Origin of the sequence: Chryseobacterium indoltheticum (assembly GCF_003815915.1) — a bacterium.
GTDB lineage: Bacteria > Bacteroidota > Bacteroidia > Flavobacteriales > Weeksellaceae > Chryseobacterium > Chryseobacterium indoltheticum.
In genome coordinates this window covers 1,209,031-1,221,793 of the sequence record NZ_CP033929.1, presented here as the reverse complement: position 1 = coordinate 1,221,793, position 12,763 = coordinate 1,209,031, and the positions used below count along the sequence as shown (strand labels likewise).

The window sequence follows — 12,763 nt, the reverse complement described above, 5'->3', positions numbered from 1 at the left end:
TAATAATTATAAATGATAAATTATTAATGATGAATGATAAACAATAATCAATGATCGCTTATCAATTATCACTTATTTTTTACTCTGCTTTTAATTTTAAAGACTGAAGAACTTTCTTCGGATCCTGAAATTTCACCTTTACTTTCTGATCATCTTTCACCTTCTGAACACCTTCTAACAAGATTTTTTCATCCGGAGAAATCCCTGAAGAAACAACATAGATATCCGGAAGCTCATAAGACACTTTGATATTTTTTGATTTTGCAACTCCGTTTTTATCAATTACAAAAACATATTTCTGATCCTGAATTTCATAAGTAGCTTTCTGAGGAATGATTAATGCATTTTTGAGCGGCAAAGTCATTCTGATTTTTCCGGTTTCACCATTTCTTAACAGCTTTTCAGGATTTGGAAACTTGGCTCTGAAAGCGATATTTCCCGTTTCATTATCAAACTGCCCTTCAATGGTCTGAATTTCTCCAGTCTGATTAAACAAATCTCCGTTTGCCATCACCAAACTTACATTTTGATTTCCACGGCCTGCAACATTAGTCTGATAATTGAGATATTCAGGTTCCGAAACATTGAAATATGTGTAAATATTGGTATTGTCTGAAAGTGTAGTCAAAAGATCACCTTCATCAACGAGACTTCCCAATTTTAAAGGAATTCTATCAATTACACCTGAAAATGGCGCTTTGATATCAGTAAATGAAAGGTGAATTTGCGCCAATCTCATTTCTGCATTGGCTGCGTCTAGTTTTGCTTTTGCCATTAATCTCTCGTTCTTTGAAACGATATCATTGTTGGCAAGTGTACTTGCATTTCTCAATTCAATTGAAGCCTGCTCTACTTCAGCTTTTGCTTTTAATAATTCGGCCTGATAAACCTGAGGCATAATTCTGAATAATGTCTGTCCAGCCTTTACATACTGACCTTCGTCTACATAGATTTTTTCTAGGAAACCTTTTTCCTGAGCCCGCACTTCGATATTTTTTACAGACTGTACCTGAGCAACAAAGTCTTTATTAATAATGGTATCCATTTTTACGGGGGAAGTCACCGGATACACTGAGTCTTCTTGTTTTTCTTCCTTCTTCTCGTTACAGCTAAACAGTAAGAGAACAGCGCTTAATACAACGCCTGGGACAACTCTTTTCATCATAATTTTAGAGTGGTATAAATCGTTAAATGTTGATTGAATAATAATTTTGAAAATATTTACTTTGTGAAAACCAGAAAAGTCACAACGCAATGCTTTTAGCTCCGTTTTGGAGCCAAAATGATAATCGGAAAACGAGATTTTAGATTCTGATAGATCGAACCAGAATAAACGTTTTTACAGAATGAATATGCTGTAAAAAATTGGGAATTGAAGGTTTAACCCTTTTTTTGAATAATAGCCCAAAAGAATAAATCAGTCCGAAAACACAGGCAAAAGTAATAATTGTCTGCAGACTGTCAGCTAACTGAAAATCTTCTTCTGCAACATCAAATGAAAAATTATCACCACTGTCAGTAGATTGCTGAATAGAAAACTTCTGTACAGAATGAGTTGAGTGATCTACCTTTTCAGGATAATTGTGAGAAATATGAGTTGAAAAGTCATTGTACAAAGTTTTGACATTAAGTTTGCTTTCCACTACGAATAGCAGAAAAAGCGTTGTCAAAAAGTATACAATATAGTTTCTCATTACAAGTTGCAAATGTAAGCTGAGATTTTAATACTTAATTCACTATTAACAAAATTTAACTCTTCTTGAAATCAGCTGAAAAATGAATGAGAGAACCAATTAATTATATTTAACATTAAAAAAAGACTATATTCAGAATCTAAATTCTTTAAATTATTAAAAATTAACATATTTTAAGGAAAAATAATTGTAATTTTACACAACCAAAGCAAAATAATATGAAACCTTTAAAAACCAAAATTACAAATGAAAAAACTTTTACCCGGATTTCTTATAATCCTCACTCTATCAGCCTGTAAACACTCGGCTAAAGACCCAGACACATCAATCGTTAAGCAAGAAAAACCAATCTCTCAAGACGACATCACTAAGGTAACACTCGCTGACCGTCATGGTGATGAAATGGAAATCATTACGAATAACACCAAGAATACTGTCATTGTAAGACTTAACGGGCAATCTTATGAACTTTATAAAAATGCAGAAAACCCCGGTTTTTCTACTGATGATAACAAATATCAATTTACTGAAACAAAATATGAAGTCACTTTCTTAAAAAAAGATGCTGACATGGTTTTATTTCATGCAAAAAAAGATCAACCCACCAAAAAAATCGCATTACAATAAAAAAAGACGCTTTTTTAAGCGTCTTTTTGATTAAACCTATCGATTGAAATCTCTTTGGGCAAGGGAATATTATTTTCTATATAATCGAACAATGTTTTTGAGAAATAGCAGCCATTAAGAATTCCGCGGGCTCCTAAACCATTAAAAACATAAAAATTGTGATGCTGAGAATGCCTTCCCAAAATAGGTCTCCTATCTTTTACGGTAGGTCTGAAACCAAAATGCACTTCCTTAATCTCAAAATCAGACATATAAAATTCTGAAAGACCTTTTTTTAACTGTGCGACTGCAGAATTGTCAATTTCGTGATGAAGTTGTTCACGGTCGTACGTTCCGCCATAAAAATGGAGATTATCATCCAAAGGAAACAAAAAGTGCTTTTTCTTAATGGTAATATCTTTAGGAATAGATTCAGAAAGCTTTACACGAATATGATGACCTTTGTTTGGATTAACAGCAATATCTGAAAAGTAAGGATTTTCTTTTACCCCTATTCCTTCGCTGAACAAGATGTTTTTAAAGCTAAAATCTTGGTAAGTAGAATTTGAAGTATCGATTAGTGAATAATCAAATTTTTCTTTGATCAAATTCCCTTTATTTTCTAAATAACTCAATAAACCGTTAAAAAATCCTTTAACATTCAGTCTCGCTGACTGATTGACCTTTCCAGTCTGAAAATCGTTTTTTACACCATTTAAATGATCGAAATTTTCATCTAAAAAGTTTCTTAACTCATCATTATCAGATTTTTTAAGCCAAAGTTTCTGTTCGTTCTCATCATGAAAAATTCTATGAATAGGAGATTCTATCAGATAATTGTGACCTGTATAAGATTCTATTTCTTTAAGAGATTTTTTTAGAAAATCAATTTGTTCCTGAGCTAACCAAAATGTAGTAAACTTTTTTAAAACTACGGGATTAATAATTCCGGCAGAAATTTGCGATGCACTTTTCTTACCCTCCGAGAAAATTACAAATGATTTGTTATTTAATAATAACTGATGAGCAAAAAACAAAGCCGCATAACCATCACCCACTATGATGTAATCTACATTTCTCATATCAAATTCTTAATTTTTAAAAGCAATAACAATCGAATGCGTTATTAAATTGTATTTATGAAAAGTCATTTTCTAACAAAAAAACCTGAGTAAAAGTACTCAGGTTTTTTATAAATATCAAGTGAAATTTAGTAATTCCACATATCATTTTCCATTTGAAGAATCTGATCTTTGATTCTTTGGCTTTCAGCCAATTGCTCTTCAGCATTTCTAGGAATATAATCTTTAATTGTACCATCTCCAAGACCATTGCTTGATTTATAGATGATTGAAGAGAATCTTCTTGCATTAATTATATCATCAAAAGATAAATCCGCTGACGAATTTGCTCTGTTGTAGACATAATTGTTTGCTAAAATATCTCTTGCTTTTGGATAATAAACCCAAAATAAATCAACTAATTCGTCGGCTCCAGCTAAAGGCTGACCATCTGGTCCTATTCTTCCAATTGAAGTTGGGTCAGGTCCCATTGCAGCAATACCAATAGGTCTGTATTTCATCATACCATCTCTTTTGTCGATGAACCACATTCCCATAATCTTTAGAACTTTAACTTTATCAGTAGTTGTTCTGATTAAGTCTACATATTGCTTTTTCTCGGCCTCTGTAGGAGTTCTTCCAGAGTTAATAATTTCAATTAATTCATCATCAATTCTTTCACTCTCCAACTTCTTTCTAATCGCTTCAGGAGTAGATTTAGTAGAAAAGTTTTCATCTTCATAAACTTCATCAATCTGGCCACTTAAAGCTGCATCTAATAAAATCTGATACAAAGATCTTGTAGTTCTAGATGTTAATCCATTGGGATTATCATAGTAGAATGGCTGATTAATTTTATCATTAAGGTCAATTATTTCCCAAACCATCATACTTTTTAAGATGTCTTTTTCATCTACAAAGCCATATTCAAGTGGGGTTATTTTATTGCTGATAACAGTATCTCCTACTTTTTTCATATTTTCAGCTCTCATCTGTCTGAATTCTTCCGGTGAAGAAGCATTTAGAATAGTCTGAGAAAATGCAAACCCAGAAGCTAATACTAAAAGACTGCTAATATATTTTTTCATAATATGAATTTACAAATTAATGTTATTGAACATTGATAATAACTGGTGATATTTCTTTCAATCGTTGATTACCAAGTCCAGTAGCCGTAGCTTGGATATCATAAATCTGAACAACATCACCCGGTCTAAGATTTCTGATTAACCCTTCTGCAGAAGATAATGAGTTACCTTGAATCATAGTACCAGCTCTGCCTGGAAGTTTCAAAATGAAACTGTTAACAGTAAACGAAACCGGGAAATCAAAATCAGGTAATGCCGCAGCAACAATTTGATTTGGAATAGAACCAACAGGCATAAAATTAACAGCCTTTCCTCTGATCTGACCTTGTGGTCTAGGAACTCCCTTAATTCTATATTCAAATACTTGCGATACTGTTTTTCCAGTAGGATCTGTACCTGATAGAGTTAATTTCACAATATTTCCAGTAGATGGAACAACATTCCACTTACCTTTACCAGTATTCTTAACCACTGCTCCCGGAGCAGATAAAGATAGTTTAGCATTGTCTGCACCAAGGATAGATCCTGTAACAGGGTTTTCTAATCCTCTATACATTACATTCATCTTATCAGCAGAAAGCAATAGCCCTTGTTCTAGTTTTACCTGTTGAGGACCAGCGATTACATTATAAGTATGTGTGAACGGGAATTGCTGAGCTTTTCCTGTAGCATCTGTTAAAGTAATTACTCCACCAATCTTTTTCTCTCCAAGACCTCCAGTATTTAAAGGAAGATATCCTTTACCGTTTTCTTGTCTGCTTACACCACTGATGCTGATTTTACTACTGTTTGAATAGTTACCAAGCATTACAACCGCTTCAGCTTTTTTACCAGCTTGAACATCTGTTGGAGCAGAAACAATCGCTTCATAACTTGTAAACTTAATACTAGCATCTACTTTTTCCTGAAGCATCAACGCCAATGCATCCGATTGTACGTTTCTTGCGTCATTCTGAATAATCTCAAGATTTGAAATCGCAGCAATAAGAGGTTGGTGATAGAATTTATTCTGAAACCAAGTCTTACCATTCGGAGATTTTCCGGCAGGATAGTCTGCAATGATGGATCTGTTTGCTCTTTCAACTAATTTCAATAACTGTGCGTTACCTCCAAAAGTAGCTACAATATAAGATCTTACGTCATCCAATTTCTTTTTAAGCTCCAAAGCTTTTGGAGAAGGAGAATTTTCGTCGCCATCTTTAAAGAAATATTCAGTTGTAGCCTCATTATTATTCAATGCTGAGAAGTTCTCACTTACGTCCATGTCTTTTCCTGTTTTAGGATCTTTATCATGGAAGTCTGATTGCTTTTTCAGCGTAACTTTAATATCTTCTGCAGAGCTTACCAAAACATCAATCTTGCTCTTCAGTGTTTTATACTGTTCCCAAGGTGTAGCATAAGTGTCAGGTACTTGCTGAGCTTTTGCCTCTAATGTTTTTTCAAAAATATCTTCATTTTTTTGCTCTGTCAAAAACCTTGTTTCATTTAGGGCTCTTGTAGAATCGTAATACGATCTGATGATTTCAACATCAATGTTTAGGGCCATCATAGCGATGAACACCAAATACATTAGGTTGATCATCTTCTGACGTGGAGTCTGTTTTCCTTTTGCCATTCTCTTTTCTTTAGTTTTATTTAATTAATGGTTAAGGATTATGACTTCATAGCAGTTAACATACCACCATAAACTCTATTTAAGCTGTTTAAGTTAGTAGTTAAACCTTGTAATTCTTGATTAAATTTCTCAGATTGCTCTGCTGATTTCTGCATATCATCAACATATTTTTTAGCAAAATCTGATTGTCTCTGACCGTTTTCTAACTGCATTGCATAAAGAGCATTCATGCTTTCCATGTGTGCAGCAGCTTTGTTTAACTGATCATTATATTTGTGTGTAGAAGCAGATACATCAACAGTTTGGTTGATTTGATCTACTGAGTTTGAAAATTTATCAATCCCTGTTCTTAATCTGTCAAACAATTGTACATCAAGCTTAGCATCCTGAAGCATTTTATCTAACTTAGTTGAAAGAGAGTTCTCCAGCTCAGCAAACTGAGCGCTTGTATTTTTAGCAGAAATGTTTGAATGTAAAGGATTTGGGTTTGCATGCTTATCCAACAATTCAGGATAAACGTTTTCCCAGTGGTACGACTCTTCAGCAGCAGGAGGGTCGAATGCAAAAATGATAAAGATAATTGCCTCAGTTACAAGCCCTACGGTAAGAGCGATGTTTCCGTTAATAGGTCCCAAGGTAATGTGAGTAATTTTAAGCCAAGCTCCAAGAATTACAATTGCAGCACCGAATGAATAGAAGAAATTCATCCAAGCATCTTTAGTCTTAAACATATAAGTTAGTTTTTTTAAGTGTTATGAATTGATAATAAAAATGATTTAAGCAATATTATCTGTTAACTCTTTTCGCTTTAACAGCTGCTTCAGGAATATCTTGTACCGTTCTGAAACCGATATAACTTCTAGCAGAATCTTTGTTTTCCCAGTCTCTTGCACCTGTCATCAACATATAACCAACATCTTTCCAAGAACCTCCTCTTACTGATTTTTTGTCGTCTGTTTTAGATTTAATAGAAGGATTTAAAGTAGAAGAGAATCCGTATGCAGAATTGTTGTATCCTGAATCAGTCCACTCAGATACGTTACCAGCCATATCAAATAACCCAAAAGTATTCTTTTTGAATTTTTTTACCGGTGCTGTGTAAGTATACGTACCTTTTATCTCATCTTCCATATAGCTACCTCTCTTTGGCTTGAAGTTTGCTAGATAACAACCTCTATCATCCATCAAATAAGGACCACCCCAAGGATAAGTAGCATTTTGCTTACCACCTCTTGCTGCGTATTCCCACTCCATTTCATTAGGAAGACGGAAACGTAAAGGTCTTTGTTGTTTTCTTTTCAAGCTTTCATTATAATCAGACTTCAATTTAGTTCTGAAGTCACAGTATGCTCTTGCCTGATCCCAAGTTACCCCAACAACAGGATAATCTTTGTAAGCTTTGTGCCAGAAATACTGCTCAAATAAAGGCTCATTATAAGTAAAGTGGAAATCATTAACCCAAACTGTTGTATCTGGATAGATTGCAATGCTTTCGCTTCTCAAGAAGTTTACACCTCTTTCGTTATCAGCAAGGGCAGCATCCATATCTCCCCATCTATAATTGTATTTTAGTTTGCTTACATCAATAAGTCTTTCGCTACCTACTCTAGAAGATGCAGGTAAATACATAGACTCAAGAACTTCAGCGTATTCTACATCAGGATATTTAGACGTATTCCAGTGTAATGGAATTTTCCAGTCTAATTTTTTGCTTGCATCGAAACCATCATCTCTTCCACCAGCTCCTTCAAGATATTCCTGATAAGGTGTAAGGTCTTCTTCTTTTTTAGCAAGATAAGCGTAATCTCCGATGCTTGCACCTCGGCCGCCACCTTCACCGCCTTCACCTGCTGCTTCAGCAAGCATAGTTCTAGCGATAGAATCTCTTACATAATTGATGAAAACTCTGTATTCTGCATTAGTAGTTTCTGCTTCATCCATAAAGAAAGGAGCAACAGTTACCGTTTTCAAAGGTGCAGTTTCACCGTTATTGGTAAATGATTCATCGGCCATACCAGCAATAAAAGAACCGCCAGGAATTGCCACCATACCATAAGGTCTCTGTGCAACGAATGATTTTGTTTTTTCTCTAGGTATCAATTCTCCTTTTGTTCCAGGCTTCCCTACAGAAGAAGATCCACCACCTGAACAAGATACCGATGCTACCGACGCAGACAATAATAAAAGAAATATCCTTTTCATGTTAATTTTTATAATTAAGCCGTAAATATATAATTTTTTTAAGAAACTTTTAAGATTTTTTTTATAATAACGAAAAAAACCTGAACTTATTTTATTTCCAAGTCCTTTTTACTCTACAGTTACTGATTTTGCAAGATTTCTTGGCTGATCTACGTTGGCTCCCCTATACACCGCTATATAATAAGCTAATAGCTGTAAAGGCACTGAAGCTACTATTGGAGAAAAACATTCTGATGTTTCAGGAATTTCTATCACATAGTCAGCCATTGCGCTTACCTGTGTATCTCCTTTGTTTACCACCGCAATTACTTTACCTTTTCTTGCTTTAATTTCTTGTACATTGCTTACAATCTTATCATAATGACCTCTTTTTGGAGCAATGATAACAATTGGCATATTTTCGTCAATTAATGCAATAGGGCCGTGCTTCATTTCAGCAGCAGGATAGCCTTCTGCATGAATGTATGAAATTTCTTTCAATTTAAGAGCTCCTTCCAATGCTGCAGGATAATTGTATCCTCTTCCTAAATAAAGGAAATTGGTTGCATTGATAAAGTCTTTTGCAATATGCTGAGTAAGCTCGTGAGTAGCTTCCAGAACTTCTTCAATTTTTTTAGGAAGAGCATCCAATTCAGAAATTAGACTCATAAAATCTGCATTTCCTAAATTACCATTGTGCTTTCCTAATTTTAATGCTATTAATGAAAGAATCGTCAACTGAGCTGTAAATGCTTTGGTAGAAGCAACACCAATTTCTGGTCCTGCATGGGTATAAGATCCTGCATCTGTAATTCTCGCAATCGAAGAATCAACGACATTACATATACCATATATAAATGCACCTTTTTCTTTAGCTAATTTTAAAGCAGCCATAGTATCTGCAGTTTCTCCTGACTGAGAAATAGCAATTACAACATCTTTATCTGTAATAATAGGATTTCTATATCTGAATTCTGAAGCATATTCTACTTCTACAGGAACTCTTGCAAATTCTTCGATCAGATATTCACCAATAAGACCTGCATGCCACGAAGTACCGCAAGCGATAATGATGATTCTGTTTGCATTTTTAAATCTTTCAAGATGATCCCAGATTCCGGCCATTTTAATAACTCCTTCATTTACAATAAGTCTTCCTCTCATTGTATCATGAATAGATTTTGGCTGTTCGAAAATTTCTTTAAGCATAAAATGCTCATATCCACCTTTTTCGATTTGCTCTAAACTTAATTTCAGCTCCTGAATTTCAGGAATTATCTTAGAATTTTCGGTAATTGTTCTAATGTCTACCCCTCCTTCTAAAGATATAGTTGCCATATGACCTTCTTCCAGATAAATAGCTTCTTTCGTAAACTCAACAAAAGGAGATGCATCAGAGGCAATAAAATATTCTTTATCACCAATCCCAATTGCTAACGGAGAACCCAATCTTGCAACAACCAAAACTCCCGGATGATCTTCGTGCATTACAGTAATTGCATAAGCACCATACACTTCGTTTAGGGCATATCTTACTGCTTCAGGAAAATCTATCTCAGGATTAATATCTGTAAAATACTGGATTAGATTAACCAAAACTTCCGTATCAGTTTCCGATTTGAAAGAAAAACCTTTCTCGGTAAGCATTGTTTTAATTGTATCATAATTTTCAATGATTCCGTTATGAACAAGTGCTATTTTATTATTATTTGAAACATGAGGATGTGAATTTCTATCACTTGGTACACCATGAGTTGCCCAACGTGTATGCCCCATTCCTATTTTGGACGTTCCTTTTAAATTATTAGAAATATTGACCAAATCATCAACCTTCCCTTTAGTCTTTTCGACGCTAAAACTGTTTTCTGTATTTTCTAAAACAATACCGGCACTATCATAACCTCTATATTCTAGTCTTCTAAGACCGTTGATAACAATATCATAAGCATCCTGAAAACCTGTATAACCAACTATTCCGCACATATTTTAATCAAATGTATTTTAATATTTTATTTTTTTGTCCCGTAAGTAACTTTTAACTGTATTTTGTTCTGATTTGAAGGGTCAGAACCTACAAAGACAGTTCGTAACATTGAAAACGCTCTTGTTGTATAATTATACCCTGCTACAGTACCTGAAGAGTTCGGTGCAAACTGAGCAAGATCAATTTTGAAATATTTATTATTATAAGCAGCTCCAGATTCAACAATATCTTTTAAAGACTGCGTTACCGTAAAATCATAATAAGCAGGATTTTTATCTGTATTATAAGCTCTTACAGGAATAAATAATGCTCCTAAAGAAGTATAATCTGCTGTAAATGCTGTTGTTTCTTTTCCATTTGCATCTTTATCTTTTTGAACGATAGTAAAATCACTCGCTGTTGGCTTCGCATAAGGAGTAGACCAAGTAGCTTCATCCGTATAGATCCTGATTTTCGCAGTAATGATTGCTGCTTTATCATCTTGATAAAGCTTTTTCAGTTTAGCAATCTCTTCCTCTTTAAATTTGATACCAATAGAATTACCTCCCATTCCTTGTGCATAAAGCTTCAAGTCTCCTGTTGTAGTATTTCCGTTAGCATAATCATTAATGATAGCATTTGTTCTGTCGTATTCATAATAAGCAGAATGCATATTAGAACCTTTTATAGCAAACTCGTATGTTGTTTGAGGTCTTGTTTTAACTCCGTTTTCAATTTTATCACTTTTGTAGTACATGATAAGCTGCATATCGTTTGGAGTAAACTGGAATAAATAACCATCTTCTTCAACTACAGAAACTTTTAAACCTTTGAAATGTCTGATAAAATTAGAAACATCACTTAATTCAGGCTGTCCCTTTTTGTCTATAATTTTAGTTTGGAAAACCGATGCTGTCAGCGGAATTCTCACTGAAGGTGCAGATGCAGTAAATAATTCAGTATTGTCAGAATCTTTTGTAATGACAACAGAGCTTACACTTCCATCTTTAATTTCTTTTGAACCTAAAGCTGTAGGATTTGTATCGAAGTTTTTATTAGAATAGACAATATCATTAAGTCCATTCATAAATTCGGTAACTTCGTTTACTTGTAAGGTAAGTTTACCTCCGTTAAGTTTTGCTTTACCATATTTTTTAATAGGATATGTATTCACAACTTTTTTAGCGTCTACATTTCCATTAGGGAAAACATAACTTTCATCTGTAGTAGTTTTAAGAGAATCTACGCTTACAATTGGTTTAAGAACAAGAACTACAGAATCAACCACCGCATCCGTTCCAAAATCAGGATTATTGGCAGCTAATCTTACCTGAGTAAAATAAGAAGCTTTCTGCTTCCCAAACTGCTTCTCATTAAAAGCTCCTAAAACTGCTGTGGAAGTAGTTGAACCAGAGCTCACAAGACTTAATAACTTAAATGCATCTGTTCTTATTGTATCATTATTATCTATGTTGTAAGCAATAAGATCATAAGAAGTTTCATTTCCTTCTGCCGCACCATTCAAAAATAATTGTTCACCTAAAGAATCTGGCTCCGGCTCACAGTTATAAACCAAAACACCACCTAAAACCATTACAGAAAGGATGGTGAAAAATTTTCTAATATTATAAATCATCAAAATGTATATTAATATAATTTACTGATAGAGTCTACATCTAGGTATTCAGATTTTGATGTAGCTGTTTCGTTGAAGCCTTTATCAAGATCACCGTTCAAAAACTCGTCACCTTTTACAACTTCGTCTACGTAATTCATACTTTCAATTACGAAACTCTCGAAGCTTGGGTTATTTAACGCATTTAAGTCTGAAATATTATCAAACTTCAGTTTGTCACTTACATTTCCTGCCAAAGCTGCATTTTTCTCATTATATAGTGAAAGTACAATTTTTGCATCTTTGAAATAAGTATCAGATTTGTAGTATGTTTTCAGATAAATAGGCACAAAAGAAGACATCCATCCATTTAAGTGGATTACATCCGGCACCCAGTTTAGTTTTTTGATTGTCTCTATTACACCACGTGCAAAGAATATAGCTCTCTCATCATTATCCTCAAACGCTACTCCTGCATCATCAAAATAATATTGCTTTCTTTTGAAATATTCTTCGTTATCGATGAAATAAACCTGCAGTCTCTCGCCCGGAAGTGAAGCCACTTTAATAATTAAGGGCTGATCTAAATCATTAATGATAATATTCATCCCTGAAAGACGAATTACCTCATGTAACTGGAATTTTCTCTCACTTATCTGTCCGAATCTTGGCATAAAAACTCTTACATCATTGCCTTCTTGGTGCATTTTAAGTGCCATCTTGTTTACCACCGCTCCTAAATTTGTGTCTTCCTGATAAGGGTACATCTCTGTGGTAATGTACAGTATTTTCTGATTGGGCATATAATTTTTTATATAATTTTTAAATAACGCTTAATATGCAAAATTACGAAAAAACATTCAACATTATCCTAATTAACATTTTTTTACGATAGTTCTCAAGATAATGCATGAAAACTAAAAATGAATATCTTAATATT

The 12,763-nt window shown here is 33.9% G+C and carries 11 protein-coding genes; 1 reads left to right on the top strand and 10 read right to left on the bottom strand.

The annotated features are described in order from the left end of the window. Positions 1–79: 79 nt before the first annotated feature. Together EG358_RS05660 and EG358_RS05655 are read right to left on the bottom strand one after the other, a co-directional pair. A complete protein-coding gene (locus EG358_RS05660) occupies positions 80–1,162 on the bottom strand; it encodes an efflux RND transporter periplasmic adaptor subunit (RefSeq protein WP_076562471.1) in 1,083 nt (360 codons plus the stop codon). 142 nt (positions 1,163–1,304) lie between these two features. After that, positions 1,305–1,694 carry a hypothetical protein gene (locus EG358_RS05655; protein ID WP_076562472.1) on the bottom strand — a complete coding sequence of 130 codons (390 nt, stop codon included), beginning with the start codon at positions 1,692–1,694 and terminating at the stop codon, positions 1,305–1,307. Positions 1,695–1,940: 246 nt separating this feature from the next. On the opposite strand from EG358_RS05655, the gene EG358_RS05650 reads away from it, so the two are divergent. Further along, positions 1,941–2,321: a putative periplasmic lipoprotein gene (locus EG358_RS05650; RefSeq protein ID WP_076562474.1), complete on the top strand. Its 381-nt coding sequence runs from the start codon at positions 1,941–1,943 to the stop codon at positions 2,319–2,321. Between the two features lie 14 nt (positions 2,322–2,335). Here EG358_RS05650 and EG358_RS05645 read toward each other — a convergent pair whose 3' ends face one another. The 8 genes from EG358_RS05645 to EG358_RS05610 form a co-directional block, all read right to left on the bottom strand. Beyond that, on the bottom strand, positions 2,336–3,382 hold the full coding sequence (locus EG358_RS05645) for an NAD(P)/FAD-dependent oxidoreductase (protein ID WP_076562476.1): 1,047 nt from the start codon (positions 3,380–3,382) through the stop codon (positions 2,336–2,338). A gap of 128 nt (positions 3,383–3,510) precedes the next feature. Beyond that, complete coding sequence (porN, locus tag EG358_RS05640; protein ID WP_076562478.1) at positions 3,511–4,449, bottom strand: type IX secretion system ring subunit PorN/GldN; 939 nt, start codon at positions 4,447–4,449, stop codon at positions 3,511–3,513. Positions 4,450–4,471: 22 nt separating this feature from the next. Next, positions 4,472–6,064: a type IX secretion system motor protein PorM/GldM gene (gene porM / locus EG358_RS05635; protein ID WP_076562480.1), complete on the bottom strand. Its 1,593-nt coding sequence runs from the start codon at positions 6,062–6,064 to the stop codon at positions 4,472–4,474. A gap of 38 nt (positions 6,065–6,102) precedes the next feature. Then, on the bottom strand, positions 6,103–6,795 hold the full coding sequence (gene porL, locus EG358_RS05630; protein ID WP_076562483.1) for a type IX secretion system motor protein PorL/GldL: 693 nt from the start codon (positions 6,793–6,795) through the stop codon (positions 6,103–6,105). 55 nt (positions 6,796–6,850) lie between these two features. Beyond that, positions 6,851–8,266 carry a T9SS ring complex lipoprotein PorK/GldK gene (porK, locus tag EG358_RS05625; RefSeq protein ID WP_076562486.1) on the bottom strand — a complete coding sequence of 472 codons (1,416 nt, stop codon included), beginning with the start codon at positions 8,264–8,266 and terminating at the stop codon, positions 6,851–6,853. 108 nt (positions 8,267–8,374) lie between these two features. Continuing rightward, positions 8,375–10,228, bottom strand: a complete 1,854-nt coding sequence (gene glmS, locus EG358_RS05620) for a glutamine--fructose-6-phosphate transaminase (isomerizing) (RefSeq protein ID WP_076562488.1) — start codon at positions 10,226–10,228, stop codon at positions 8,375–8,377. Positions 10,229–10,254: 26 nt separating this feature from the next. Continuing rightward, positions 10,255–11,844: a DUF4270 family protein gene (locus tag EG358_RS05615; RefSeq protein ID WP_076562490.1), complete on the bottom strand. Its 1,590-nt coding sequence runs from the start codon at positions 11,842–11,844 to the stop codon at positions 10,255–10,257. A gap of 11 nt (positions 11,845–11,855) precedes the next feature. Next, positions 11,856–12,626: a glycogen/starch synthase gene (locus EG358_RS05610; protein ID WP_076562492.1), complete on the bottom strand. Its 771-nt coding sequence runs from the start codon at positions 12,624–12,626 to the stop codon at positions 11,856–11,858. Positions 12,627–12,763: the final 137 nt, after the last annotated feature.

Bases quoted from the DNA above. Each gene is read 5' to 3' on its own strand.
- EG358_RS05660 (WP_076562471.1), bottom strand. From the start codon at position 1,162: ATGAAAAGAGTTGTCCCAGGCGTTGTATTAAGCGCTGTTCTCTTACTG.
- EG358_RS05655 (WP_076562472.1), bottom strand. From the start codon at position 1,694: ATGAGAAACTATATTGTATACTTTTTGACAACGCTTTTTCTGCTATTC.
- EG358_RS05650 (WP_076562474.1), top strand. From the start codon at position 1,941: ATGAAAAAACTTTTACCCGGATTTCTTATAATCCTCACTCTATCAGCC.
- EG358_RS05645 (WP_076562476.1), bottom strand. From the start codon at position 3,382: ATGAGAAATGTAGATTACATCATAGTGGGTGATGGTTATGCGGCTTTG.
- porN (WP_076562478.1), bottom strand. From the start codon at position 4,449: ATGAAAAAATATATTAGCAGTCTTTTAGTATTAGCTTCTGGGTTTGCA.
- porM (WP_076562480.1), bottom strand. From the start codon at position 6,064: ATGGCAAAAGGAAAACAGACTCCACGTCAGAAGATGATCAACCTAATG.
- porL (WP_076562483.1), bottom strand. From the start codon at position 6,795: ATGTTTAAGACTAAAGATGCTTGGATGAATTTCTTCTATTCATTCGGT.
- porK (WP_076562486.1), bottom strand. From the start codon at position 8,266: ATGAAAAGGATATTTCTTTTATTATTGTCTGCGTCGGTAGCATCGGTA.
- glmS (WP_076562488.1), bottom strand. From the start codon at position 10,228: ATGTGCGGAATAGTTGGTTATACAGGTTTTCAGGATGCTTATGATATT.
- EG358_RS05615 (WP_076562490.1), bottom strand. From the start codon at position 11,844: ATGATTTATAATATTAGAAAATTTTTCACCATCCTTTCTGTAATGGTT.
- EG358_RS05610 (WP_076562492.1), bottom strand. From the start codon at position 12,626: ATGCCCAATCAGAAAATACTGTACATTACCACAGAGATGTACCCTTAT.